Origin of the sequence: Microbulbifer litoralis (genome assembly GCF_023634065.1) — a bacterium.
Taxonomy (GTDB): domain Bacteria; phylum Pseudomonadota; class Gammaproteobacteria; order Pseudomonadales; family Cellvibrionaceae; genus Microbulbifer; species Microbulbifer litoralis.
The window spans coordinates 359,114-384,209 of sequence record NZ_JALKCV010000003.1; the positions used below are offsets into that span (position 1 = coordinate 359,114).

Sequence of the window (25,096 nt, forward strand, 5' to 3'; positions counted from 1 at the left end):
CGATGAGCGGAGATGTGCGCGCACAGGCGGCGCGGGTACTGGGCGACCTGCTCCAGCAACGGGGTTCGCTGGCGCGGCTGCTGCCGCGCGCCGAACAGGGTGTCGACGAACGCGACCGCGGCCTGCTGCGGGAACTCTGCTACGGCGGCGCGCGCACCGCGCCGCGGCTGCAGCTGGTGGCCGGGAAGCTGCTGCGCAGGCCGCCGGCGGACAGCCGCGTGGAAGCACTGATCCTGCTGGGCCTCTACCAGCTGGAGTACACCCGCATCCCCGACCACGCCGCCATCTCGGCCACGGTCAACGCGGCCCGCGCACTGGAACTGGACCGCGCCACCGGCCTGATCAACGGCGTGCTGCGCAATGCACAGCGCAACCGCGAGCAGTTGCAGCGCAAACTGTCCGGCAATCCCCAGTTCAGTTCCATGCACCCGGCCTGGCTGCAACAGCGCATCAAGTCGGCCTGGCCCGAGCGGGCCTCCGATATTTTCCGCGCCAACAACAGCAACCCGCCGATGACCCTGCGGGTCAACGCCGCCAGGACTTCCCGTGACTCCTACCTGCAACTGCTGGCCGACGCCGGTATCGCCGCCGGCGCCTGCCGCGTGTCGCCGGTGGGTATCCAGCTGGCCGCGGCCTGCGCGGTGGGCGAGCTGCCGGGCTTTGCCGAGGGGCTGGTCAGTGTCCAGGACGAATCCGCGCAGCTGGCGGCACTGCTACTGGCGCCGCGTGCTGGCGAGCGGGTGCTGGACGCCTGCGCCGCGCCCGGCGGCAAGAGCTGCCACCTGCTGGAGCAGCAGCCGGATATCGCGCTCGGCGCACTGGATATAGACGAAGACCGCCTCGAGCGGGTGGCGGAAAACCTGCACCGGACCGGCTTCGAGGCGGAGCTGATCTGCGCCGACGCCGCCGAGGTGGACGCCTGGTGGAACGGCGAGCCCTACGATCGCATCCTGCTGGATGCGCCCTGCTCCGCCACCGGCGTAATCCGCCGCAACCCGGATATCAAGCTGCTGCGGCGGGAATCGGATATCGGCGAACTGGCGCAGCTGCAGGCTCGGATACTGCGCGCCCAGTGGCGCCTGCTGAAGCCCGGTGGCAGCCTGCTTTACGCCACCTGCTCCATACTGCCGGCGGAAAACACGGAGGTGGTGGCGCGTTTCGTTGCGGAGACCGGGGATGCGCGCGACAATACGCCGCAATTGCTGGGCGACGAACCCTGGGGGGAACCGCAGCAAGCGGGTATGCAGTTGTTTCCACACGGCGATGGTGGCGACGGTTTCTACTACGCTCTGTTGCAGAAGTCATAGGGCGCGCCGTGCGCCCGCCCATCTCAAATTCGCTCAACTTATGTATAGAAGGTGCGAGGCCACCAGGTGAGCGTCCGTGCGGGCAATGCACGGAGCCGTTGTCCGCCGCCGCGCACCCTGCGGCCAGAATAACAAGTCGGCTGTGATCGCTTATGAAAATTGTCATTCTTGGTGCCGGCCAGGTGGGCGGATCGCTGGCGGAGAGCCTGGCCTCCGAGCGCAACGATATCGTGCTGGTGGACAGCAACGAGAAAACCCTGCGCGAGCTGCGCGACCGCATCGATATCGGCGTGACCATCGGCCACGCCTCCCACCCGGACGTACTGCTGGACGCCGGCATCGAGGATGCCGATATCCTGGTGGCGGTGACCAATAACGACGAAACCAACATGGCGGCCTGCCAGATCGCCCACTCGCTGTTTCGCGTACCCACCAAGATCGCCCGCATCCGCGCCGCCTCCTACCTCAAATACCCGCAGCTGTTCGATACCCAGGCCATTCCCATCGACGTGCTGATCAGCCCGGAGCAACTGGTCTCGGAATATATCGCGCGGCTGATGGAACACCCGGGCGCACTGCAGGTGCTGGACTTCGCCCACGGCCGCGTACAGTTGGTGGCGGTGCGCGCCGTCCAGGGCGGCCCGCTGGTAGGACACCAGTTGAGCTACCTGCGCCAGCATATGCCCAAGGTGGATACCCGCGTGGCGGCCATCTACCGGCGCAACAGCCCCATCATTCCCCAGGGGGACACGGTCATCGAGGCCGGCGACGAGGTCTTCTTTATCGCCGCACGCGCCGATATCCGCGCGGTCATGAGTGAACTGCGACGCCTCGAGCAGGGCTACAAGCGCGTCACCATCGCCGGCGGCGGCAATATCGGCCTGCGGCTGGCGCGCAAGCTGGAACAGCGCTATTCGATCAAGATCATCGAGCAGAGCCACGAGCGCTGTGTGTTCCTGTCGGAAGAACTGTCCAACAGTATCGTGCTGCACGGCAGTGCCTCGGACCAGGACCTGTTGCTGGAAGAAAATATCGAGGACACCGATGTCTTCCTGGCGCTGACCAACGACGACGAGGCCAATATCATGTCGTCGCTGCTGGCCAAGCGACTGGGCGCGCGCAAGGTGATGACGCTGATCAACAACCGCGCCTACGTGGACCTGGTACAGGGCGGCGAGATCGATATCGCCATATCGCCGCAACAGAACACCATCGGCAGCCTGCTGACCCACGTGCGCCGCGGCGATATGGTCAATGTGCACTCGCTGCGGCGCGGCGCGGCGGAAGCCATCGAAGTGATCGCCCACGGCGACAGCCGCACATCGAAAGTGGTGGGCAGGAAGATCGAGGATATCGACCTGCCGGAGGGCGCCGCCATCGGCGCCATCGTGCGCGAGACCGACAGCGGCAGCCAGGTGCTGATCGCCCACGACAATGTGGTGGTGGAGACCAACGATCATGTGATCGTCTTCCTGGTGGATCGGCGCCACACCCGGCATGTCGAGCAGCTGTTCCAGGTGGGCTTCAGTTTCTTTTAAGAGCGGGACTCGGGACTCGGGACTCGGGTAGGGTGCGCCGTGCGCACCGCCGGTATCAACGGTGCCCACGGCGCCCCCTACATTTGGATCAATGACAGGCTGAAATGCGAATAGCGGTAATTGCGCGGGTTTTCGGAATTCTCCTGACGGTGTTCAGCCTCACGCTGTTGCCGCCGATCGCGGTGTCCCTGTGGTACGAGGACGGCTCCCACAGCGCCTTTACCGCCGCCTTTGTCATCACGCTGGTGACCGGCCTGTTCATGTGGCTGCCGGTACACGACCTGCGCCAGGAAATGCGCACCCGCGACGGCTTCGTGGTGACCTCCCTGTTCTGGCTGGTACTGGGCAGCTTCGGCGCCCTGCCGCTGATCATCAGCCCCCACCCGGCCCTGAGTATTACCGACGCCATCTTTGAATCCATCTCCGGACTCAGTACAACCGGCGCCACCACCATCACCGGCCTCGACAGCCTGCCGCCGGCGATCCTCTACTACCGCCAGCAGTTGCAGTGGTTCGGCGGTATCGGCGTGATCGTGATTGCACTGGCAGTACTGCCGATGCTGGGCATCGGCGGCATGCAGCTGTACAAGGCGGAGATTCCCGGGCCGGTGAAGGACACCAAGCTGACGCCGCGCATCGCCGAGACCGCTCGCGCGCTGTTCGTGATCTACATCACCCTGACCGCGCTCTGCAGCCTGGGTTACTGGTGGGCCGGCATGACAGTGTTCGACGCTGTGGGTCACGCCTTCTCCACGGTCGCCAACGGCGGCTTCTCCACCCACGACGCCAGCATGGGCTTCTACGCCAACAATCACGCGATCATGGTGATTTGCATCATTTTCATGCTGACAGCGGGGATCAACTTCGGCCTGCACTTCTTCGCCTTCCGCAATCGCACCCTGCGCCACTACTGGCGAGACTCCGAATTCCGTTTCTACGTGCTGATGACCATCGGCGCCTGCGTACTGATCGTCGGTTACCTGTGGGCCTCCGGTACCTTCTCACTGCGGGGCAGCCTGCTGCACGGTGTTTTCCAGGTTGTCTCCATCGGCACCACCGCCGGCTTCGGCTCCGAAAGCTTCTACGCCTGGCCCGCGTTCCTGCCCTACATACTGATCATGATCGGCATCATGGGCGCCTGTGCCGGTTCCACCTCGGGCGGTATCAAGGCGGTGCGCGTGATGTTGATCATGAAATCCGGCCTGCGGGAGCTGAACCGGCTGGTCCATTCCAACGCGGTGGTGCCGATCAAGGTCAACCGGAAAATCGTGCCGGAGAGAGTCACCGACGCCGTGTGGGGCTTTTTTGCCGTCTATATCCTGTCTTTCTTCGTACTGACGATCGTGGTCATGGCCACCGGCGAGAATTTCGAGACGTCTTTTTCCACCGTTGCCTCTTGCCTGAGCAATATCGGCCCGGCCCTCGGTGAGGCCGCCGCGAATTACAGCTCGGTCAACGAGGTGGCCAAGTGGTTCCTGATCCTGGCCATGCTGATGGGCCGCCTGGAAATCTTCACCCTGCTGGTGCTGCTGACGCCCGCGTTCTGGCGTCATTAGTCGGCCACAATCGGTACTCTTGTGCGATAGTCAAATTTGTAAGTTTCTGCCACAGTAGCGGACTACAGGAAGTAGTCATAATAAGAAACCGGCAGCATGAGCAGAAACACCAGCGAACTCCTCGACCAGTTGAAAATTGACCGGGAGGCGAGAACCGATTCGCGCACACCGACCAGAGGCCTCCTGATCGCCGCTGCCATCAGCGCCGCCACCGGCATACTGATCGGGGCCGTGGCAATGGCGCAGTTTGCCGCGGATCCTGCAGCGGAACCCGCGCCGGCAACCGCGCCACCAGCCACCGCTTCCGAGACATCCGCACCGGCCCGACCCGCGCCTCTCCCCGCTGCCGAAGTCCGCGAAACCGTACTCAACGCCTCCGGTTATATCACCGCCCGCCGCATGGCCACCGTATCGGCGGAAGTCATGGGGCTGATCGTCGGCGTCGATGTCGAGGAAGGCATGCGCGTCGACGAAGGCCAGGTACTGGCGCGACTGGATGCCGCCAAGGCGCGGGTGGCACTGGACCTGGCCGCGGCGCGGGTGCAGGTGCTGCAGGCCCGCATCGCCAGTATCGAAGCCAACCTGGCCGAGGCACGCCGCCAGCGGGTCCGCTACGCCGGACTGATGGACAAGAACTATTCCAGCCGCGCCCAACTGACCCAGAGCGAAGCCAGTGTCGAGAGCCTGGTTGCGGAACTGGCCAGCGCGCGCGCCGATATCCGCGTGGCGGAACTGGAAGTGCAGCGCCAGCGCGAACAGCTGGATGACTACACCATTCGCGCGCCCTTCACCGGTGTGGTTACACAGAAAAATGCACAGCCCGGCGAAATCGTCGCCCCCAGCTCCGCCGGCGGCGGTTTTACTCGCACCGGTATCTGCACCATCGTCGATATGGATTCACTGGAAATCGAGGTGGATGTCAACGAGGCATTTATCGGCCGCGTGCGCGAGGGGCAGAAAGTGAGCGCAACCCTGGATGCCTATCCGGATTGGGAAATCCCGGCCACCGTGGTTGCGATCATTCCCACCGCCGACCGCGCCAAGGCGACAGTGCAGGTGCGCGTCGGTATCGACAGAAAGGATCCGCGCATCCTGCCGGATATGGGCGTCAAGGTAGCCTTCCTGGCGGAGGGGCAATCTTCGTAGCCGGAGAGCCCGATCGAAAAATAACGTTACAAACAAGCGGAGGGATTTGGCGATGTCAGAGGATGTACTGTTTCAACTCAACGGTGTCAGCAAACATTTCGTGCGCGGCAAGGAAGAGATTTCCATTTTTGACAACCTGGACATGTCCATCGAACGCGGCGACTTCCTCGCCATCATGGGTCCGTCCGGTTCCGGCAAGACCACGCTGCTGAATATGCTCGGCGGCGTCGACCAGCCCAGCGGCGGCGAGATCCATTTCGACGGCAGCCGCGTCGACAATCTCAGGGAAAGCGAACTCACCCGCTGGCGCGCGCACAATATCGGTTTCATTTTCCAGTTCTACAACCTGATGCCGATGCTCAATGCGGCGCGCAACGTGGAACTGCCACTGCTGCTGACAAAGCTCTCCAGGGCACAGCGCAGGGTCAGCGTGGAGACCGCGCTGGCCCTGGTGGGCCTGAACGACCGCGCCCGGCACATGCCCAACCAGCTGTCCGGCGGACAGCAGCAACGCGTCGCCATCGCCCGCGCCATCGTCTCCGATCCCAACCTGATTCTGTGCGACGAGCCCACCGGCGACCTGGACCGCAAGACCGCCGACGAAATCCTCGAGATGCTGCAATTGCTGAATCGCGAGCACGGCAAGACCATTGTCATGGTGACCCACGACCCGGAGGCGGCGCGCTACGCGAAGCGGACGGTACACCTGGACAAAGGCCGGTTCGAACAGAGGGAAGTGGCGGCATGACTGATTTCTACCTGATCGTCAAGAACATGACGCGCAAGCCACTGCGGCTTTTCCTGACCTGCTTTGCAATTTTTATCGCCTTCCTGATATTCGGCGCGGTAACGACGCTGAAAGGCGCACTGGATTCCGGCATCGACCTGGCCGCCGACGACCGGCTGGTGGTGGTGAACCGCATCAATTTCACCAATCCACTGCCGATTTCCTACTACCGCAAGGTGGCGGCCATGGAGGGCGTGCGCAACGTGACTCACATGAACTGGTTCGGCGGCTACTACCAGGATCCGACCCAGCAGCTGGTGACCATGGCGGTGGAGCCGGAATCCTACCTACGGGTTTATGATGAGGTGGTGATAGAACCGGAACAGCGCAGCGCCTGGCTGCAGGATCGCCAGGGCGCATTGATCGGTGAAAAACTGGCGAAAATCCACGGCTGGAAGATCGGCGACCGCATACCGATCTCGTCCAGTATTTTCTCCCACCGGGACGGCGGCCACACCTGGGATTTCGTCGTCTCCGGAATCTTTACCGGCGAGAATGAGCAGTACGATACCGGCTACCTGGTATTTCACTACAAATACTTTATGGAGACACAGACCTTCGGCGGCGACACCATCGGCTGGCTGACGCTGACCACCGAGGACCCGTCGCTGAACGAAGCCGTCGCCAAGCGCATCGACGAGTCGTTTGCCAACTCCCAGTACGAAACCGATACCAGTACCGAAAAGGCTTTCAATAAAGCGTTTATCGAACAGATCGGCAATATCGGCCTGATCATTTTCGGGGTCGTGTTCATGGCCTTTTTCACCATCCTGGTGGTGGTCGGCAACACCATGGCGCTGGCAATCCGGGAACGCACCGGCGAAATTGCGGTACTGAAAACCCTCGGCTTTTCCAGCGCGCGGATTTTCCGCATGGTGCTGTCCGAATCGCTGCTGGTGGCGCTGATCGGCGGCCTCGCCGGTCTGGCCGCCGCCTGGTTCCTGATCGAGGGCGCCAAGGCGGCGATGGCGCGCTTCCTGCCCAACCTGGTCATGGGCGGCGATACCGTGCTGCAGGCAATCGGCTTCATGCTGCTGCTGGGCCTGATCACCGGTCTGCTGCCGGCGATCAATGCGCTGCGCCTGAACATCGTCACCGCATTCAACAGGGGATAAAGCGATGGGCTCTCTATTTTCTCAGATCGCCACGGTCACGGTAATGAATGTCCGCAGCCTGCCGCGGCGCCTGTGGATGTCGCTGGCAATGGTGCTGGCATCGGCGGTGGTCGTGGCCATCCTGCTCGCTTTCCTGGCCATGGCCAGGGGCTTCGAACGCACCATGGACGGCGCCGGCTCAGAGGGCACCGCCATCCTGATGCGCGAGGGCGCGGCCTCGGAAATCAACAGCGTCATCTCGCGCGAACAGGTGAACCTGGTGGAGGCGTCGCCGGGTATCGCCCGCGATGCGGAGGGGCCGCTGGTGTCGCCGGAACTCTACGTGATTGTCGACGGCATCAAGAAATCCACCGACAGCGAGGCCAATATCGCCCTGCGCGGCCTGAATGCGCGCGGCATGGCGATGCGCGAAAACATGCAGCTGCTGGAGGGCCGCCTGTTTACCCCCGGCACCAACGAGATGATCGTCGGCGCCGGCGTGCTGCGCGAGTTCGACGGCTTCGCGGTCGGCGACGAGGTGCGTTTCGGCAAGAACGTGTGGCGCGTGGTGGGCGTCTTCAGTACCAGCGGCAGCGCCTTCGAAAGCGAACTGTGGGCGGATGTCAAGGTGATCCAGAGCCTCTACGACCGCGGCAGCAGTGTGCAGACGGTGCGAGCAAAACTGGAGAACCCCGGCGACCTGGCGCCACTGGAAAAAACCATCGAGCAGGAACCGCGCCTGAACCTGGAAGTGCAGACGGAACAGGCCTACTTCGCCGGGCAGGGCAAGCAGTTGCAGTACATGGCGATCTTCGGCCGTGTCATCAGCTTCGTAATGGCGCTGGGGGCACTGGCCGGGGCCCTGAATACCATGTACACCTCGGTGGCGGACCGGGCGCGGGAAATCGCCACGCTGCGCGCCCTGGGCTTCAGCAGTTTCTCCGCCTTCTGCGGCACCCTCGCCGAGGCGCTGGTGCTGGCGATTGCCGGCGGGCTGCTCGGCTCGCTAGCGGCGTTCCTGTTTTTCGACGGGCTCAACGCCTCCACTTTCGGCGGCAGTTTCACCCAGGTGGTCTTCCGCTTCGAGATGTCGCCGGACCTGCTTTTGCAGGGCGCCTGGCTGGCGCTGGTGATCGGCTTTGTCAGCGGCTTCTTCCCCGCCTGGCGCGCCGCGCGGCTGCCGGTGATCGTCGCCTTCCGCAACGCCGCCTGAAACCGCTACAGGAAACCGTTCCATGACCGGACAACTGACACTCTACGGCGCCAGGGGCGGCGGCTCCGCCATTATCGAGGCGCTCTTCGCACTGGCGGGTATCGAATACCAGGTCCGCTATTTCTCCTGGGAGGATCTGCCGGACAGCGAGCTGCTGGCAATCAACCCGCAGGGGGAGATCCCCGCGCTGCGCCTCGAAAACGGCGAGATACTGACCGAGACCGCGGCCATTGCACTGTGGATTGGCGACCACTTCCCCGAGTCGGGCCTGGTACCGCCGGCCGGCGACCCGTGCCGCAACCGGTTCCTGCACCGCCTGATCTGGCTGGTGGCGGCCGTCTATCCCACCTTTACGTTCAGCGATCACCCGCGCCGCTTTATCCCCGGTGACGACGGGGCGCAGGCGCTGTACGAGTCCACCGAGCGGCGCCGCCAGCAGTTGTGGCGCCAGTTCGAGGCGGAGCTGGATGCCCCCTGGGCCTGTGGCGAAGAGATGACTGCGGTCGACGTGTTCATCGCCGTGATGAGCTGCTGGCGACCGCGGCGGGCGTGGTTTGCGCAGGAGTGCCCGAAACTGTTCGCCATCGCCCGGCAGGTGGACAAGTTGACGCCGCTGCACCGGGTCTGGCGCGACAACGAGCTGGCGGGCGAAGCGGGGATCTGAGCCCTATCCGAAGGTGTCATGGCGGCCGCGCAGGATCATCCAGTAGCGCGGCAGAAAGATCGCCAGGACCCAGGCTTCCAGTGCGCAGCCCACCAGGCTGAAGACCTTGATGGCGTTGCTCACCAGGCGCGCAAGTTCGGAAGTTTCCGACAGCCAGTTGATGGCCACCAGCTGCAGAAAACCTGTCCCCAGCACCAGGAAGGCGACAGCGGTCGCCGCCTTCGGCAGCAGCCGCGGCGCCACCTTGAACGGGATCTTTTTCCAGCCGATCAATACCGCGATCACGGACAGCTGCGCGCTGTACCGCAGCAGCACCAGCGCCGCGTAGAGCGGCACCTGGGTCTCGTTGAACCACAGCAGCGCCATCAGTGACAGCACGAACAGCTTGTCCGCCAGCAGGTCCAGCAGCGCACCGACATGGGTGCGCCAGTTGAAGGCCCGCGCCAGGCGACCGTCGAGGAAATCCGTCAGGGCGCCGGCAACGAACGCCGCAAAGGCAAACAGCGGATAGCTATTCCATGTGAACCAGGCAATCACGGGGATCAGCGCGATGCGCAGCGCGGAGAGGAAATTCGGCAGGTGTCGCCAGTAACTGCGGTCTATATCTTGCGCCAAAATAACTCAGCCGTGCGAAATTCAGCCACTGTCGCCAAGTATAGTTACGGCTTGCGGTAGATCCTGCTCTTGCCCTCCGGTTGCTTGCGGAAGCGCTTGTACTCCCACTGGTACTGCTCCGGCGCCTCCGCGATGCAGGCCTCCACACCGCGGTTCATGGCCGCCAGCGACACCCGGGTCTCGTCGCTGTAAATGGCTTTTTCCGCCGGCAGGAACACCAGTTCAAAGCCGTCATCGATCCGCTTGCCAAAACCGAATACGCAGCGGCAGCCGGTGCGCTGCAGCAGGTTGTGGGCCAGGGTCATGGTCAGCGCCGGCTTGCCGAAGAAGGGCGCGAAATCCCCGCCCATGTCCGGCTCCTGGTCCGGCAGTACCATCACGATGCCCCCCGCCTTCAGCGCTTTCAGCAGCGCCCGCACACCGTGCACATTGGTGGGCACCATCTGCGCGCCGGTAGCCTCGCGCCCGGCGCGGATCACCGGGTCCAGCGCGGTGATCTTGGGCGGCGCGTAGAGGGCGGTGGACGGCCCCAGGGTCGCCAGGTACATGCCGAAGATCTCCCAGTTGCCGGTATGCGGCATCAGTACCAGTACCCCGCGGTCGTCATCGACCTCCTCGCACAGCAACTGCTGGTTGCGTACGCGCACGATGCGGTCCTCGCTGCGGCTCCAGGGCTGGCGCCAGAGGGTCGCCACCTCGCAGCCGGTCACGGCGGTGTGCACGACGCTGTCCCGCGCCAGCCGCTCGCGCTCCGCCGGGTCCATCGCCGGGTAACAGAGCGCCAGGTTGATACGGCTGATGCGCAGGCTGTCGCCGCGGGTCCAGACCGCCAGCTTGCCGACCAGCCAGCCGAGGCGGCGCGACCAGCGCAGGGGCAGTGTTCCGACCAGTTTCAGCGCCGAGGCGGCCAGCCAACCTTTGATATCCAATGCAACTACTTCCTGATTCCTGAATCGAATGCGGGATCCGCGGGACCGCCGGCCCCGCCTTCAAAGTATGGGACCCCCGCCACTGCAGCGCCGCCAGGGCCCCCTATACAGGCCGCGGACCTGTTCAGAGGTTCCTTTTAGTAGGCCGCGCGCTGCCGCTATAATTGCGTCCCTTTGCCCGCGGCGCCCCGGGAGCGCCGCGGATCGAGTACAACCTATCCGGAGAAAGCGGTGTCCAAGCAATACGACCTCAGCACCTTCCAGGGATTGATCTTTGCCCTGCAGGACTACTGGGCGCGCCAAGGGTGCGTCATTCTACAGCCTCTGGATATGGAAGTGGGCGCCGGCACCTTCCACCCGGCCACCTTCCTGCACGCGGTGGGTCCCGAGACCTGGAATGCCGCCTATGTACAACCCTGCCGCCGCCCCACCGACGGCCGCTACGGCGACAACCCCAACCGCCTGCAGCACTACTACCAGTACCAGGTGGTGATGAAGCCGTCGCCGGACAATATCCAGGAGCTCTATCTGGACAGCCTGCGCGCCATGGGCGTGGATCCGGCGGTGCACGATATCCGCTTTGTCGAAGACAACTGGGAATCCCCCACCCTGGGCGCCTGGGGCCTGGGCTGGGAGGTGTGGCTGAACGGCATGGAGGTGACCCAGTTCACCTACTTCCAGCAGGTGGGTGGCCTGGAGTGCTACCCGGTCACCGGCGAGATCACCTACGGCCTCGAGCGTATCGCCATGTACCTGCAGGGCGTCGAGTCCATCTACGACCTGGTCTGGACCCGCAGCCCCGACGGCACCCCGGTTACTTACGGCGATGTCTTCCACCAGAACGAGGTGGAGATGTCCCACTACAACTTCGAGCACGCGGACGTGGAGTTCCTGTTCGCCACCTTCGACCACTGCGAGCGCGAGAGCGGCCGCCTGATCGAGCTGGGCCTGCCGCTGCCGGCCTACGAGCAGGTCATGAAGGCCTCGCACGCGTTCAATATGCTGGATGCGCGCCACGCCATCTCCGTGACCGAGCGCCAGCGCTATATCCTGCGCGTGCGCACTCTCGCCCGCGCCGTGGCCCAGGCCTACTACGACGCGCGCCGCAGCCTCGGTTTCCCGCTGGCGGCGGAACATATTCGCAAAGAAATACTGGCCGAAGACGTCGAACAAGAGGAGAAGCAGTAATGGCGCAGGATTTTCTGGTAGAGCTGGGCACCGAGGAGCTGCCGCCAAAAGCACTGCACACGCTGATGACTGCCTTTGCCGACGGTATCGGGCAGGGCCTGAAAGCCGCGGAACTGGAGTACGGCGAGGTGAAAGCCTACGCCGCACCGCGCCGGCTGGCAGTGGCCGTGTCCGGCCTGGCCGACAAACAGGCCGACAAACAGGTCGAGAAGCTGGGCCCGGCCGTGAAGGCCGCCTTCGACAAGGACGGCAATCCGAGTAAGGCCGCCGAGGGCTTCGCGCGCAGCAATGGCGTCACCGTGGACCAGTTGCAGCGCAAGGACACCGACAAGGGCGAGCGCCTGGCGTTCGTCAGCGAGCAGAAGGGTGTCGCTACCGAGACCCTGCTCGGCGGGATCGTGGAAAAGTCCCTGGCACAACTGCCGATCCCGAAGCGCATGCGCTGGGGCGTCCGCCGCGAAGAATTCGTGCGCCCGGTGCACTGGCTGCTGATGTTGTTCGGCAACAGCGTGGTCGACGCCGAGGTACTGGGCCTGAAAGCCGGCAACAGCAGCCGCGGCCACCGCTTCCACTGCAACCGCGAGTTGGAAATCCACTCGGCGCAGGACTATGTACAACAGCTGCGCGACCCCGGCTATGTGGTCGCCGACTTCAATGAGCGCCGCGAGATCATCCGCGACCAGGTCACGGCCGAGGCCCACAACGTCAATGGCGAGGCCGTGATCGACGACGACCTGCTGGACGAGGTCACCGCGCTGGTCGAGTGGCCGGTGGCGCTGACCGGCCGTTTCGAGGAGCGCTTCCTGAACGTGCCCGCCGAGGCGCTTATCTCGTCGATGAAGGAGCACCAGAAATACTTCCACGTCGTCGACGGCGACGGCCAGCTGCTGCCCTTCTTTATTACCGTATCCAATATCGAGAGCGCTGACCCGGTGCAGGTGATCCAGGGCAACGAGCGGGTCATCCGCCCGCGCCTCGCTGACGCCGCCTTCTTCTTCGATACCGACAAGAAAACCAGCCTCGAAGCGCGCCGCGAGCGCCTCAGGCAGGTGATCTTCCAGAAACACTTGGGCACCGTCTACGACAAGACCGAGCGGCTGGCGGCGCTGGCGCCGAAGATCGCCGAACAGACCGGCGCCAACCCGGACTGGGCCGGTCGCGCGGCCAGACTGTGCAAATCGGACCTGGTCACCGAAATGGTGTTCGAGTTCGCCGACATGCAGGGCATCGCCGGTTACTACTACGCCGAGAACGACAAGGAGCCCCTGGAAGTGGCCAAGTCCATGTACGAACAGTACATGCCCAAGTTCGCCGGCGACGAACTGCCGGCCAGCGACACCGGCACCGTCATCGCACTGGCGGACCGGCTCGACACCCTGGTCGGCATCTTCGGTATCGGCCAGCCGCCCAGCGGTTCCCGCGATCCCTTCGCGCTGCGCCGCGCCAGCCTGGGTGTGATCCGCATCCTGGTGGAGAAGAAGCTCGACCTGGACCTGCGCCAGCTGCTGGAGCTGGCCCGCGACAACTACCCGCGTACCGCGCTGGGCGAATACAACACCGTGGTCGACGAGGCGCTGAACTATATCCTCGAGCGCTTCCGCGCCCGCTACGAAGATCAGGGTATTGCCACCGAGGTCTTTATGGCCGTGGCGGCGCGCAGGCTGTCGCGGCCGCTGGATATCGACAACCGCGTACACGCGGTGCACGCCTTCAGCGAACTGCCGGAAGCGGCGGCGCTGGCCGCGGCCAACAAGCGGGTATCGAATATCCTCGCCAAACTGGAGGGCCCGGCGCCCACCAGCGTGGACGAGAGCCTGTTGCAGGAGGATGCGGAAAAGGCGCTGCACGCCGCCGTCAGGGATGCACAGCAACAGGTCGGACCCCTGTACGCGGATGCGCTCTACACTGAGGGCCTGGCCGGGCTGGCCGGCCTGCGGGAAACCGTCGACAGCTTCTTCGACCACGTCATGGTCATGGCCGACGACGAGAAGCTGCGCGACAACCGCCTGGCACTGCTGGCGCAACTGCGGGAGCTGTTCCTGGAAGTGGCGGATATCTCGCTGCTGGCGCCGGCCAAATAGAGGAAATAAACTGCTGCAGAGGGCCTTAAAATAAATTCCTGCTGCAGCAGATTTTTGCCCCCTATACAACCTGTTTTGATACGGATATACCGACACACAAGGAAAAGTTATGCCAAAGCTCTATCAATACCTAGGAATAACCCTTTTCTTCTACAGTAACGAACACGAGCCCATTCACATTCATGCCAAACACGAGGGCCGCGAGAGTAAAGCTGAAATACATTTCTTTCACGGAAAGATCAAAGAAATTATTATCAAGGACAAGGGCCGGGGACTGGACCCTAAGAAACGGAAGGAGTTCGAAGAGTTCGTCAACGTCTATGCGGATGAAATAGTAGATAAATGGGTTGCCTACTTCGTCAGGAAGCAGCCAATTGCACCGAAAGTAATCACTCAGCGAGTAAAAAATGTCAGAAATTTCGGTTAAAACCGCAAAGCATCTCAAGTCCCATATACTGGAAATTGAGTTTTCTGATGGACATAGACAAATAGTCGACTTCGCGCCATTTATTTTTTCAGCCGGACATCCCGACTATGATAAATATAAATCCGAAAGTGGTTTCCTGAGTTACGAAATATTGGATGGAAATCTAAACTGGGATGACTACACCATGATTTTCCCTGTGGAAGATCTGTATACCAACAACATCCTGAAGAACAAATAATGCTTCTCCGGAATAGAAACCCTACCCCCTTACAATGATCGAATGCATATGCCACTAATCGTTCTGGACCGCGACGGCGTCATCAACCAGCAGACCAGTGACCATATCACCAGCGTCGAAGAATGGGTGCCGGTGCCCGGCAGCATCGAGGCCATGGCAGCATTGAGTCGCGCCGGCTACCAGCTGGCGATCGCCACCAACCAGGACGGCCTCGCGCTGGGCCTGCTCGATCTCGATGACCTGGAGGCCATACATGCGAAACTGCGCGCGCTGGTGGAAGACGCCGGCGGCGAGGTGGCCGGTATCTTCTACTGCCCGCACAGCGACGAGGACCACTGCCGCTGCCGCAAACCCAAGACCGGCTTGCTGGACGTGATCGAGGCGGAGTTCGATACCAGCCTGCACGGCTGCTACATGGTCGGCGACCGGCTCAAGGACCTGCAGGTGGCGCTGGCGAAGGACTGCCAGCCGGTACTGGTCAAAACCGGGCACGGCACCGAGACACTGCAGCAGTTGATCGACGAGCCGGACGAACGCCTGATCGGTACGGCCGTGTTCGACAACTTGGCACAGTTCTCCCAATTTCTGTTACAGAATCCACCCTCTTCCCCGCAATAAAATCAATCCCGCGCCACCTTATTGATTCCTGCGCCCCGCTGCAGTACAAGCAGGGGTACAGGAATACTGATCCGCCTGGAAAGCGCCTGTTAGTAGGTGTTTTTCGGCGGAGCAGGGTTTGAAGGACCAAACCAGCTGTACTGTCGCTACTGGCCGCTCCCGGCTCACACCTTTTCCCGCGACAGCTTTCCATCCTTCAACCGCCTCCGTTCCTGCAAACCCAATAACTACAACGGGGCATTACCATATGAAGTTCACTATCTTTCCCACGCTGATTGCGGGGCTGCTGCTGTCGTTCGGCAGTGCCGCGGATCCGGACCAACGGGGGCCGGTTCCCGACCTGCGCAAGGACCGGAAAATCTATATCGTACAGTTGGCGGAAAAGCCGCTGGCCGCGTTCGGCAAACAGATTCCCAGCCTGGCCGCGGCCCAGTCGCGCAGCAACGGGCGTATCGATCCGCAGAGTACCGAATTCCGCGATTACGCGAATTTCCTGGGGCAGCGCCGCGACCAGGTGCTCGCGTCCATCTCCGGGGCACGCAAGGTGCACGACTACCAGGTCACCTTCAATGGCTTTGCCGCGCAGATGACTGCCAAGCAGGCCGAGCTGTTGCGGGCGCGCAAGGACGTGGTCGGTGTCTGGGAGGACGAACTGTTGAAGCCACAGACGGACTCCACGCCCGAATTCCTCGGTCTGACCGGCCCCCGGGGCCCCTGGTTCTGGGGTTTTACCGGTGAGGATGTAGTGATCGGTGTGATCGACAGCGGTATTCACCCGGAGCATCCGAGCGTCGCCGATGTGCCGACACGCATACGCGGCGATCGCGGCCGCAAAGTGCCCTACGGACCCGCACCCGAGCACTTCACCGGCGAGGGTTGTGATTTCGGCAACAGCGAATTCAACCCGGGCGATGCACCTTTCGAGTGCAACAACAAACTGATCAAGGCCGAGTCCTTTTCCGAATCCTTCCTCAGCATCAACACACTGGCGGACTATGAATTCCTGTCCGCCCGCGATGCCGATGGTCACGGTACCCACACCGCCACCACCGCCGGTGGCAACAACGGCGTTGAATCCTCTTTCGGCGGCACGGTCAGTGGCATGGCGCCGCGGGCCCGGGTTGCTGTGTATAAAGTCTGCTGGGATGCGCCCAACCCGGACGACAGCGGCTGTTTCTCGTCGGATTCCATGGCCGCCATCGACCAGGCGGTAGCCGATGGCGTCGATGTGATCAACTTCTCCGTCGGCGGTAGCAGCACCACCTTCAACGGCCCGGACGACATTGCGTTCCTGTACGCCGCCGATGCCGGCGTTTTCGTCTCCGTTTCTGCCGGCAACAGCGGCCCGGGATCCGAGACCATCGGTACGCCTTCCGGGGTGCCCTGGGTCACCTCCGTCGCCGCCGCCGAGGACAACCAGAGCTTTGGCACTGGCCTGCAACTGGACGCGCCAACGGAACTGGCCGCCATCTACGAAGGTCTGGAAGGCGGCGGCCCGGTCAAGCTGGCTGACAGCGGCGCCATTTCCTCTGGCGTCGTTGCAGCAGAGCCGCTGGATGCCTGTGGCCCGCTGACCAACACCGCCGCCATGGACGGACAGATTGCACTGGTGATCCGCGGAGCCTGTGCCTTTACCGATAAGTACAACAACGCCGCGGCAGCCGGCGCCCGTGCCATTGTGGTCTACAACGACGGTACGGCAGCCGACCGCATCGACCCGATCGTCATGTCGGCCCCGGATACCACCATTCCCGGCGTCATGATCCGCCACCCGGACGGCGAACTGATCGCCTCCACCGCCGATACAACGGGAACCCTGAGCCCGGAGATACAGGTTTCGCGCGAGGACCGCATTACCGGCTTCTCTTCCCGCGGTGCCAACGCCGGGGCGCCGGATATCATCAAGCCGGACCTGGCGGCACCCGGTGTCGGAATCATTGCCGGTACTTCCCCGGTTTCCAGCGGCGGCGACCTGTTCGCGTCCCTGAGTGGTACCTCGATGGCCAGTCCGCATATAGCCGGCATCATGGCGCTGCTGAAACAGGCGCACCCGGATTGGACCCCGGCAATGGCCAAGTCGGCACTGATGACCAGCGCACGCACCGACCTGCAGAAATCCTTCGGGCCGGAAGCGGCGGATCCGTTCGATATGGGTGCCGGCGCCGTGGCACCGTCGGCCGCCTTCACCCCGGGACTTGTCTACGACGCCGGACTGGCGGACTACTTCGCTTTCCTGTGCGGGGCGGAAAAGCAGCCGCAGCTGATCGACGCGGCCACCTGTAGCCAATTGGAGACCCAGGGTTTCTCCCTGGATTCCAGCGACCTGAACCTGGCCTCCATCGGTGTGGCCGAACTGGCCGGCAGCCAGACCATTACCCGCCGCGTGACCAGCGTCTCGCCGCTACCGATGTTCTACTGGGCGTCAGTGGATGCACCGGAAGGCGTGGATGTGCAGGTAACGCCGGCTTTTCTCTATCTGGACCCGGGTGAGACAGCCAACTTCCAGGTTACCTTTACCACGGAACAGGAAGCCGGCCTGGGCGAATGGGCCTTCGGTTCCCTGACCTGGAATTCGCTCGGCGGACACAGCGATGCCCGCAGCCCGATCGCGGTGCGCCCGGTACCGATTGCGGCCCCGAGTGCACTGGGTGGCACTGGGACCGATGGCAGCGCGAGTTTCGATGTACAGTTCGGCTATAGTGGCGATTATCAGGTCACTGTGAACGGACTCGCGGAAGGGGTTACTTTCCCGGGAGCAGTGGAAGATGGCTCGAACGACCTGATCTTCTTTGAAATTCCGGAGGGCACAGACTTTGCCCGCGTGGCGCTGTTCGACGCCGATGTCGGCGCCGGCAATGGCTCCGATGACCTGGATCTGCAGGTGCTGGGCCCGGGTCCGGATTTCCCACTTGTCGGTACCAGTGGCACGGCCACTTCTGCAGAGTCTGTCGATATCCCGAACCCGGTTCCGGGTGAATATGCCGTCTTCGTGATCGACTACGCCTCGGCTGCCGGTCCGACCCCCTACACGCTGTTCAACTTCAACCTGAACGGCGACAGTGGCAATACGCTGGTCAGTGCGCCGACCAGCGCCACGCTGGGAACGACCGGTAATATCAGTCTCGAATGGATGGGGCTGGCACCGGGTACGCGCGCGCTGGGCATACTCGAACACGGCGATGGACAGACGTCCTTCACACAGACCGAAGTCATGATCGACACCCAGTAAACTCCGATAAAGATCCCCTCGAAGGAGGGGATCTTTTTCAGCAACAACTACCTCGCCTCAAGGCCCTTTACGCAGAATACCCTCGCACACCAGCCCCCGCTTTTGGCCCAGGTGCACCTGGTATTCCCGTTCACCGTGATAAACCAGCGCCCGGTAGCCGGCAGTGACGGACGGCAGGTAGCGGCGTCCGGGTTTCGGACAGCCGAGGCTCGAATCCTCCCAGCGCACCGCCTCTATTTTCACAACCCGCAACTCACTGGGGTCCACCTGCAAATGGGAGGCCGCGACGCTCAGTGCGCGCTGTTCGGGCTCGAGCCGATCGCGCTCATCCGCGAACGCCAGCGATACCGGCGCGAGGACAATCGCGGCAAAGCAGAATGCGAGAGCCTGAAATGACATGGGGACTACTCCACGCACCAACTACCGGGCAGTCATTTACATTCACCCTTTATAGCCTGGCAAATCCGTCTCAACGAAACTCTGTGCATCGATCAGGGCCGGAACGCGGCCATGAAAATTCTGACGCTCTCCTGCGCGTGCGCTTTCAGATCTCCCTCCGCCGGAATGCCGCTGTCACCCAGCAGCATCGCCCGGTTGACGGGTTCCCCCATCAGCAGCCAGTTGAAATAACTGGCGGCGGCGAGGGGGTCCGCACAGTCCAGCGCACCGCGCCCGGCGTGTTCCTCCAGAACCGCGGCGAGCTTTTCGATCGAGCGTTGGGGCCCCTGCCGGTGCAGGGCCCTGCCGAGGTCGGGAAAGCGTTCCACCTCGCCGATCACCAGGCGCCGCAACTGCATCAAGCGGGGTGTCAGCACAATCGAGAGTTGCTGCCGCGCGAACGCCAGCAGAAACGGCTCCAGCGGCACGGCCCGCTCCCGCAGGCCGATCTGCTGCTCCAGGGCCTGCGAGGCTCCGCCGGTCATCGCCTCGACCACTTCGACAAAGAGGGATTCCTTGGAACCGAAATGCGAGTAGACCGTCTGCTTGGAAATACCGGCAGTGGCGGCCACCTCGTCCATGGTGGTTCCCGGGAAACCACTGCGGAGGAAGAGCTGTTCCGCCGCCACCAGTATTTTCTCCCGGCTTTTCGTCTGCCGTTTTACTGCACCGTTCGGCATAACCAACCCCCATCGACACCCTTGCCATTTCTCATATCCGGCCGATGGTATCCACGTCGGCTTGACTAATCAAACTGGACTGTCTAGTCTAGTTAGCAATAACCAAAAGCAGACCGTCGGGAAGGTGAACGTGAAGCCCCAGAAAAACATCAGTTGCCGTTGCGGCCGGGTCTCCCTGCAGCTTGCGGGCCAGCCGATCATCAGCACCGAATGTCTCTGCAACAGCTGTCGAGAAGCGGGGGAGTATCTGCAGTCACGGCCGGGTGCGCAGCCGCTACTGGATGACAAGGGGGCAACCCATATGGTGCTCTATCGCAAAGACCGGGTTCAGTGCACGAAAGGTGCGGATTCCCTGCGGGAATATCGCCTGTCTCCGGATTCGAAAACGCGCCGCGTGATTGCCGCATGCTGCGACACCCCGATGTTCCTCGATTTCACGCCGGGGCATTGGTTGAGTCTCTACGGTCGGCGGTGGCCGGAGACAGCGCTGCCTCCGGTGCAGCTGAGAACCATGGTGCGCGACAGGCCCGAAGGCACTTCGCTACCGGACGATATCAGAAACGCCGAGACACATTCCCTGGCCTTCTTCGCGAAACTGGTCTGCGCCTGGGCGGCGATGGGGTTCCGCACACCGCAGGTCGACTTCGTCAATGGCGCTTTCGATACGCATTAGCCCCCCGACTGGCCGGACGCCACGGCGGCACAGTTGTCACCGCGGGCGCGGATAAACTCGGCGGCAATCTGTTCGGAAATACTGCCGAAATCCCAGAACACCTCGGTCTTGCGGTTGATATTGACCGCTATCGCCATGCGGTAGTCCGGCATTACCATCAGCCAGCTCTGGCCTCCGCGGGAAACACCGCCGTGGTTGGCGTTGCGCACCGGGCCGACGCCCGGCACCTCCATATCGGCGATACGCCAGCCGAGGGCATACTTCTGTGGATTCACGTCTCCGGCGGCGGTTTGCTGTGGTGTCCAGAACTGCGCGCGGATTTCCGGTGCCAGGTATTCGCTGTCGAAATAGAGGCTGCCGAGTTTGACCAGCTCGGTGGGCGTCGACACAAAGCCGCCGCCGGGCAGGCGATGGCTCAGGTCTACATCCCGCCACGGCCGGAACCGCTGCGCGGCGCCCGCCAGGCGGTTGCTCCTGTAGGGGGTAGCAATATCATTTTCGGGATCGCCACCCACGGGCGACACGATGGTCGCCGTCATTCCCGCGGGTGCGAACACCTGCTCGCGCATCACCTGCAGATAGCTCTTTTGCTCCGCCGCGCCCATGGTGGCGCCGAGTAGCACGGTATCGAATGTGCTGTAGTGAAACGCCGTGCCCGGCTCGTTCACCAGTGGTGTGTCGTCGAATACCTCCAGCGCATCCACCATGCTGTCGTAGTGTTTGCGCAGCGCCAGTGTGTGGTACAGGCCGCCCCAGTCGCGGTTCTCCTTGTACTCCGGCATCCCCGCCATATGCGATGCCAGCTGGCGCGGGGTCAGTTGCGCCCAGGCCGTATTCGGCAGTGTCTGCAGGTATTCGGCAATGGGTGAGTCCAGCTCCATGCGGCCGGACTGCACCAGCCGCGCCAGCGCGGTGGCGGTCAGGGATTTCGAGGTGCTGCCGATGCGAAAACGCGTGGCGGTGGTGGCCGGGGTTTGCGAGGCGATATCCGACCAGCCGGCGGCGCCGGCCCAGACCACGACACCGCAGTGCGCCACCGCGGCGCTGATGGCGGGCGCGGCGATATCCCGCCGGTGTCGCTCGATCGCGCGCAGCGACCGGGTAGCGGCTTCGGTATAGGCCGGGTCGCTCAGCACCTGTTCCGAGGGCACTTCCGGCGGCAGCTCCAGCCAGCCGTAGTGCGGCAGGGGCAGGTCGCCTTTGTTGTAGGCAAAGAACTGGTAGGCGGGGAAAAGCAGCCAGCCTGTTAACGAAAGCAGCAGCGCCGTCAGCAACAGCGGCAGAGTTTTTCTTGTCACTACGGTTTCCCTCTTTATTATCCTTGGGGGTCATCATCCCCAATCCCTTCACCGTTATTCAGTCCGCGGCGCCATATCTGGCAGTGAGACCTTGATTGTGGTGGTTTCTATTGGACGATTTTCCATAAACCGGTCGATGACCTGCTGGACTTCAGCGGAGGCCATAAAGAGGTTGTGCCCCGCGTTTTCGACCGTGATGCCAGTCAGGTTTGTGAGGCCGGAGACCGCCTCCCGCTGGCTCTCGAGTGTGGTTCTGCCATCCAGGCTGCCGCTCAACAGCATTACCGGTATGTTACTCACAGGCGGTGTGCGAAATCTTTCCCCAGGTCCAGCTCTGGCGCCACGCCATCGTAGTGATAGGAAAAGTTGAGGTAGTCCTTCAGCAGCGCCGATTCGGCCTGTGCCGCAATGTCGACCGCGCGCTCTTTGCCGATGCCGGATGCAATATCCGTGGCGGTCGACATCGCATCCAGGACAATCGGCATTCCCGGCCGGAAAAACGCATCGGGAAAATAGCGCGCGGGTACGGCGTCGAAGGCCGGTGTGTCACCGCGATCCAGGGCGCGATAGAACGCCAGCAACCTGGCGGCGCTCGTCGGGTCGGCGATAAAGCTCGATGCGATCCGCTGCATGTCCCGTCGCTGGAGCAGGTAGTCGGTGCGGGTTCCATCCCGCAACGGTATTTGTATCGGCAGCGGCTTTTTATCCAGCGCATCGTGCACCCGACGCATCAGGGCGTCGATATCCGGATAGGCGTTTTGTGCTTCGGGTTGGCTGTCGATGGCAAGCTGTAATCGCCGCAGGTAGGCGTCGGTGCGGGCGGGAAGTTTTACCGTCTGGTTCAGCCCTTCGGCACTGGAGATCACGACCTTTTCGATCCTGTCTTCCATTCCCTTCAGCGCCGCCAGCGCCAGATGGCTGCCGTAGGAAGTCCCCCACAGCACGACCTTTTCCGCCCCGAGATGCCGTCGCAGCGCATCGAGGTCGCGGGCGTTTTCGATCGTGTTGTATCCGGCCAGGTCGATACCGCTTCTCTGCCAGAAGGCCAGGCACTCGCGCAACGCCCGGCGGTGGTATTCGATATAGCGCTGGTCGGAAACCGGCACCGTGGCCGGGATCACCTGGCTGGAGCGGCATTGCGGCAGGATATTGGATGCACCGGTACCCCGCTGGTCCAGGGCAATCACGTCGCCGTACCGGCGCAGGGCCATAAACATGCCGAAGCGGTAGTTGACCGCCGCGATGCCGGAACCACCGGGCCCGCCGGCCAGGTAGATGATCGGTGGTCCCGCTTGCGCCCCGGTTGCCGGGAAGCGCAGGTATTCGACCGGGATACTGCGGCTGTGTTTTTTGCGCCTGTTTTCCGGTACCTGCAAGGATCCGCGGTAGCCATCCGCACGTTGGCCGCCCCAGGTTTCAAAGGTGAAATGTTTTTCGCCTTCGAGTGGCGCCGTGAATGCTGTCGGGCATCCAAACAGGATGAAAAAAAGTACCGGGGCCCAGGCGAGCCATGTCGACGTTATTATCTGCATTGTGTTCATCCCTGGCTGGTGTCTCACCCTTTCGTTGCAAGCACCTGTACCTGTTGTTAAAAAACGTCTCGTTGCAGACGCTCTACTTCGTAGCACCCATCGCGATCAGGTATTTGCGCACTCTCCCACTGCGCGCCCGGTTCAGTGGCGTTCTGTAGTTGCCACCATTGGCCATCACGCCCAGGTTTACATCGGCTCCACTTTCCACCAGAAATTTGACCATCCCGAAGTGGCCGTGATGGGCGGCATTGATCAGCGGCGTTTCGTCGGTCGAAACCACACCGTTGATATCGGCACCCTGTCGATAGAGGCGCTTCGCGATTTCCAGGTTGCCGGTCATGGCCGCGGCTATCAGCGGGCTGCCATCCCATTTGGCGGACTGATTGACATCGGCGCCCCAGTCGATCAGCTGCTCCGCGAACGCCTCGTGGCCGGAACGGATGGCGACAATCAGGGGCGTACCGTCCCGGGGGATGGCCGCATTGATATCGGCGCCGCGCTGATACAGCTGTTCGGCCAGCGCCAGGCGGTTGTGGCGCGCGGCGGCGATCATCGGGTTGCCATCGCCCAGTGGAGGCAGGTTGACATCCGCACCGGCATCCAGCAGCAGCTCGACCATTTCCCGGTTACCCTGTCGTACCGCCTCGATCAGGGCCGTGCCCTCCCCCAGCACCGGTGTGTTGATATCCAGGCCGCCGTTCAACAGCGCCGTCAGAGTATCGGTATCGCCGCTTCGGACCGCGTTGATCAGCCGCTCGCCTTCGGCGCGGGTCAGGCCGGCGCCGTAGACGGGCAGACCCGTAATCGAGGCCAGGTTGATGCGCGGCCCGTAGCCCTGGGCGATGGCCAGGCCGGTGATGGCAAATACACAGCAGGCGCTGGCGATCGCCAGCCGTTTCGGAGTTCGTTCACTTTTTATTTTCAGCACGGCATCAATTCTCTCTGTCAGGTCCTTCTTCTTACGGAACAGGCCCATGGCCAGCACACTCTGCCGGCGGGCGACCATCAGCCCGGCACAATCGAGCAGCGACTGCGCAAACCGCTTGCCACTGCCCAGCATGCGCGCCGCACGCAGATCGCACGCCAGCTCCCTGGAAACATGAATACGGCGGTTGATCAGCCGCAGCAGCGGGCTCCACCAGAACAGGATTGCCAGCAGTTCCTGGGCCGCGCCTATCCACAGGTCGCGGCGGCGGATATGGGCCCACTCGTGCAACAGGATCGGCGCCAGCTGTTCTCTATCGAACTGCTCCGCAAAAAGCCGCGGCAACAGGATCACTGGATTCAAAAGCCCCATCGCCATGGGTGCGCCGATCGCGTCGGAAACCAGCAGCGGGCAGCTAATCGGTTCCGGAGGATCTTCACGGTGGGGCAACGCATTTTTTACCAGGCGGCGCGACTGCAGTGCCGAGCGCAGCAGAAACCCGGCGCGCCAGATGGCTCCCAGCAGCCAGATCCACAGCAGCGCGTAGACGCCGGTCGCCGCTTTTTTTATCCAGCGGCCGGGCATCGCCCAGCTGTAGGTGCGCCTGTCGGATAACGCGGTCGCCGCGCCGGCGGACTCCGCGATGGCACTGGCGCCGGGCGGGGGCTCCGTCTGCGCCGCGGGAGCCGCCAGCGTCGCAGTGGCCTGCGGCGGTGTAGTGGCTGTCGGAACCAGGGACAGGAAAGGCACCAGTACGCAGATGCCCAGGGCGGTAGTCCAGAGCCAGCTCTGCAGTTCGGCACCGGGGGGGCACAGCCTGGTGAACACCAACAGCAGCAACACCAGGCAACCGCCGATCAGCAGGTGGCTCAGGGTAAAAGTGGTAAACAGGTTCAATTCGAAAAGCATGGTGCGTCCCG

At 62.9% G+C, this 25,096-nt stretch carries 22 protein-coding genes; 14 read left to right on the forward strand and 8 right to left on the reverse strand.

The window, feature by feature from the left end; all coding sequences use genetic code 11:
* Positions 1 to 2: 2 nt before the first annotated feature.
* The 8 genes from rsmB to MWN76_RS07335 all read left to right on the forward strand — a co-directional run bounded on the left by rsmB (position 3) and on the right by MWN76_RS07335 (position 9,305).
* Positions 3 to 1,307: a 16S rRNA (cytosine(967)-C(5))-methyltransferase RsmB gene (gene rsmB / locus MWN76_RS07300; protein WP_250460609.1), complete on the forward strand. Its 1,305-nt coding sequence runs from the start codon at positions 3 to 5 to the stop codon at positions 1,305 to 1,307.
* Positions 1,308 to 1,459: 152 nt separating this feature from the next.
* Positions 1,460 to 2,845 carry a Trk system potassium transporter TrkA gene (gene trkA / locus MWN76_RS07305; protein ID WP_250460611.1) on the forward strand — a complete coding sequence of 462 codons (1,386 nt, stop codon included), beginning with the start codon at positions 1,460 to 1,462 and terminating at the stop codon, positions 2,843 to 2,845.
* A gap of 104 nt (positions 2,846 to 2,949) precedes the next feature.
* Positions 2,950 to 4,401: a TrkH family potassium uptake protein gene (locus MWN76_RS07310; protein WP_250460613.1), complete on the forward strand. Its 1,452-nt coding sequence runs from the start codon at positions 2,950 to 2,952 to the stop codon at positions 4,399 to 4,401.
* A gap of 96 nt (positions 4,402 to 4,497) precedes the next feature.
* Complete coding sequence (locus MWN76_RS07315) at positions 4,498 to 5,547, forward strand: efflux RND transporter periplasmic adaptor subunit (RefSeq protein ID WP_250460615.1); 1,050 nt, start codon at positions 4,498 to 4,500, stop codon at positions 5,545 to 5,547.
* 52 nt (positions 5,548 to 5,599) lie between these two features.
* Positions 5,600 to 6,295: an ABC transporter ATP-binding protein gene (locus tag MWN76_RS07320; RefSeq protein ID WP_250460617.1), complete on the forward strand. Its 696-nt coding sequence runs from the start codon at positions 5,600 to 5,602 to the stop codon at positions 6,293 to 6,295.
* On the forward strand, positions 6,292 to 7,449 hold the full coding sequence (locus MWN76_RS07325) for an ABC transporter permease (RefSeq protein WP_250460619.1): 1,158 nt from the start codon (positions 6,292 to 6,294) through the stop codon (positions 7,447 to 7,449). The genes MWN76_RS07320 and MWN76_RS07325 overlap by 4 nt, the downstream gene beginning before the upstream one ends.
* Positions 7,450 to 7,453: 4 nt before the next feature.
* The gene (locus MWN76_RS07330) at positions 7,454 to 8,641 is read left to right on the forward strand and encodes an ABC transporter permease (protein WP_250460621.1); all 1,188 of its coding nucleotides are present in this window, start codon (positions 7,454 to 7,456) and stop codon (positions 8,639 to 8,641) included.
* Positions 8,642 to 8,663: 22 nt separating this feature from the next.
* Positions 8,664 to 9,305, forward strand: coding sequence for a glutathione S-transferase family protein (locus tag MWN76_RS07335; protein WP_250460623.1), 642 nt, complete (start codon positions 8,664 to 8,666; stop codon positions 9,303 to 9,305).
* Between the two features lie 3 nt (positions 9,306 to 9,308).
* Here MWN76_RS07335 and MWN76_RS07340 read toward each other — a convergent pair whose 3' ends face one another.
* On the reverse strand, positions 9,309 to 9,920 hold the full coding sequence (locus MWN76_RS07340) for a CDP-alcohol phosphatidyltransferase family protein (protein ID WP_250460626.1): 612 nt from the start codon (positions 9,918 to 9,920) through the stop codon (positions 9,309 to 9,311).
* A gap of 44 nt (positions 9,921 to 9,964) precedes the next feature.
* Positions 9,965 to 10,849, reverse strand: a complete 885-nt coding sequence (locus MWN76_RS07345; protein ID WP_250460628.1) for a lysophospholipid acyltransferase family protein — start codon at positions 10,847 to 10,849, stop codon at positions 9,965 to 9,967.
* 231 nt (positions 10,850 to 11,080) lie between these two features.
* Here MWN76_RS07345 and glyQ point away from each other — a divergent pair, with 231 nt between their 5' ends.
* From glyQ to MWN76_RS07370, 5 genes are all read left to right on the forward strand, one after another.
* Positions 11,081 to 12,037, forward strand: a complete 957-nt coding sequence (glyQ, locus tag MWN76_RS07350; protein ID WP_250460630.1) for a glycine--tRNA ligase subunit alpha — start codon at positions 11,081 to 11,083, stop codon at positions 12,035 to 12,037.
* On the forward strand, positions 12,037 to 14,118 hold the full coding sequence (gene glyS / locus MWN76_RS07355; protein WP_250460632.1) for a glycine--tRNA ligase subunit beta: 2,082 nt from the start codon (positions 12,037 to 12,039) through the stop codon (positions 14,116 to 14,118). Before glyQ ends, glyS begins: the two co-directional genes overlap by 1 nt.
* A 109-nt stretch (positions 14,119 to 14,227) precedes the next feature.
* Positions 14,228 to 14,545: a DUF4160 domain-containing protein gene (locus tag MWN76_RS07360; protein ID WP_250460634.1), complete on the forward strand. Its 318-nt coding sequence runs from the start codon at positions 14,228 to 14,230 to the stop codon at positions 14,543 to 14,545.
* Between the two features lie 286 nt (positions 14,546 to 14,831).
* Complete coding sequence (gene gmhB / locus MWN76_RS07365) at positions 14,832 to 15,401, forward strand: D-glycero-beta-D-manno-heptose 1,7-bisphosphate 7-phosphatase (protein WP_250460636.1); 570 nt, start codon at positions 14,832 to 14,834, stop codon at positions 15,399 to 15,401.
* Between the two features lie 247 nt (positions 15,402 to 15,648).
* Entirely contained in the window at positions 15,649 to 18,630 is a 2,982-nt protein-coding gene (locus MWN76_RS07370; protein ID WP_250460638.1) for a S8 family serine peptidase, read from the forward strand.
* A 57-nt stretch (positions 18,631 to 18,687) separates the two neighbouring features.
* On the opposite strand, the gene MWN76_RS07375 is transcribed toward MWN76_RS07370, so the two are convergent.
* Positions 18,688 to 19,029 carry a hypothetical protein gene (locus MWN76_RS07375; protein ID WP_250460640.1) on the reverse strand — a complete coding sequence of 114 codons (342 nt, stop codon included), beginning with the start codon at positions 19,027 to 19,029 and terminating at the stop codon, positions 18,688 to 18,690.
* Positions 19,030 to 19,121: 92 nt separating this feature from the next.
* Positions 19,122 to 19,748 (reverse strand): TetR/AcrR family transcriptional regulator, encoded by a 627-nt coding sequence (locus tag MWN76_RS07380; protein WP_250460642.1) that lies wholly within the window; start codon positions 19,746 to 19,748, stop codon positions 19,122 to 19,124.
* A 130-nt stretch (positions 19,749 to 19,878) separates the two neighbouring features.
* On the opposite strand from MWN76_RS07380, the gene MWN76_RS07385 reads away from it, so the two are divergent.
* The gene (locus tag MWN76_RS07385) at positions 19,879 to 20,421 is read left to right on the forward strand and encodes a GFA family protein (RefSeq protein ID WP_250460644.1); all 543 of its coding nucleotides are present in this window, start codon (positions 19,879 to 19,881) and stop codon (positions 20,419 to 20,421) included.
* Here MWN76_RS07385 and MWN76_RS07390 read toward each other — a convergent pair.
* From MWN76_RS07390 to MWN76_RS07405, 4 genes are all read right to left on the reverse strand, one after another.
* Positions 20,418 to 21,719 carry a serine hydrolase domain-containing protein gene (locus MWN76_RS07390; RefSeq protein ID WP_250460646.1) on the reverse strand — a complete coding sequence of 434 codons (1,302 nt, stop codon included), beginning with the start codon at positions 21,717 to 21,719 and terminating at the stop codon, positions 20,418 to 20,420. The two genes, MWN76_RS07385 and MWN76_RS07390, sit on opposite strands and share 4 nt — an antisense overlap.
* 54 nt (positions 21,720 to 21,773) lie before the next feature.
* Positions 21,774 to 21,995 carry an alpha/beta fold hydrolase family protein gene (locus MWN76_RS07395; protein WP_250460648.1) on the reverse strand — a complete coding sequence of 74 codons (222 nt, stop codon included), beginning with the start codon at positions 21,993 to 21,995 and terminating at the stop codon, positions 21,774 to 21,776.
* A gap of 20 nt (positions 21,996 to 22,015) precedes the next feature.
* Positions 22,016 to 23,251, reverse strand: a complete 1,236-nt coding sequence (locus MWN76_RS07400; RefSeq protein ID WP_250460650.1) for an alpha/beta fold hydrolase — start codon at positions 23,249 to 23,251, stop codon at positions 22,016 to 22,018.
* A gap of 82 nt (positions 23,252 to 23,333) precedes the next feature.
* Positions 23,334 to 25,085 (reverse strand): ankyrin repeat domain-containing protein, encoded by a 1,752-nt coding sequence (locus tag MWN76_RS07405; protein WP_250460652.1) that lies wholly within the window; start codon positions 25,083 to 25,085, stop codon positions 23,334 to 23,336.
* Between the last annotated feature and the right edge of the window lie 11 nt (positions 25,086 to 25,096).

Excerpts from the sequence above, each read along its gene's own strand:
- MWN76_RS07370 (WP_250460638.1), top strand. The coding sequence starts at position 15,649 with ATGAAGTTCACTATCTTTCCCACGCTGATTGCGGGGCTGCTGCTGTCG.
- MWN76_RS07320 (WP_250460617.1), top strand. The coding sequence starts at position 5,600 with ATGTCAGAGGATGTACTGTTTCAACTCAACGGTGTCAGCAAACATTTC.
- MWN76_RS07335 (WP_250460623.1), top strand. The coding sequence starts at position 8,664 with ATGACCGGACAACTGACACTCTACGGCGCCAGGGGCGGCGGCTCCGCC.
- MWN76_RS07400 (WP_250460650.1), bottom strand. The coding sequence starts at position 23,251 with ATGCAGATAATAACGTCGACATGGCTCGCCTGGGCCCCGGTACTTTTT.
- MWN76_RS07405 (WP_250460652.1), bottom strand. The coding sequence starts at position 25,085 with ATGCTTTTCGAATTGAACCTGTTTACCACTTTTACCCTGAGCCACCTG.
- MWN76_RS07315 (WP_250460615.1), top strand. The coding sequence starts at position 4,498 with ATGAGCAGAAACACCAGCGAACTCCTCGACCAGTTGAAAATTGACCGG.
- MWN76_RS07375 (WP_250460640.1), bottom strand. The coding sequence starts at position 19,029 with ATGTCATTTCAGGCTCTCGCATTCTGCTTTGCCGCGATTGTCCTCGCG.
- glyS (WP_250460632.1), top strand. The coding sequence starts at position 12,037 with ATGGCGCAGGATTTTCTGGTAGAGCTGGGCACCGAGGAGCTGCCGCCA.
- gmhB (WP_250460636.1), top strand. The coding sequence starts at position 14,832 with ATGCCACTAATCGTTCTGGACCGCGACGGCGTCATCAACCAGCAGACC.
- trkA (WP_250460611.1), top strand. The coding sequence starts at position 1,460 with ATGAAAATTGTCATTCTTGGTGCCGGCCAGGTGGGCGGATCGCTGGCG.
- MWN76_RS07380 (WP_250460642.1), bottom strand. The coding sequence starts at position 19,748 with ATGCCGAACGGTGCAGTAAAACGGCAGACGAAAAGCCGGGAGAAAATA.
- rsmB (WP_250460609.1), top strand. The coding sequence starts at position 3 with ATGAGCGGAGATGTGCGCGCACAGGCGGCGCGGGTACTGGGCGACCTG.
- MWN76_RS07325 (WP_250460619.1), top strand. The coding sequence starts at position 6,292 with ATGACTGATTTCTACCTGATCGTCAAGAACATGACGCGCAAGCCACTG.
- MWN76_RS07310 (WP_250460613.1), top strand. The coding sequence starts at position 2,950 with ATGCGAATAGCGGTAATTGCGCGGGTTTTCGGAATTCTCCTGACGGTG.
- MWN76_RS07360 (WP_250460634.1), top strand. The coding sequence starts at position 14,228 with ATGCCAAAGCTCTATCAATACCTAGGAATAACCCTTTTCTTCTACAGT.
- MWN76_RS07330 (WP_250460621.1), top strand. The coding sequence starts at position 7,454 with ATGGGCTCTCTATTTTCTCAGATCGCCACGGTCACGGTAATGAATGTC.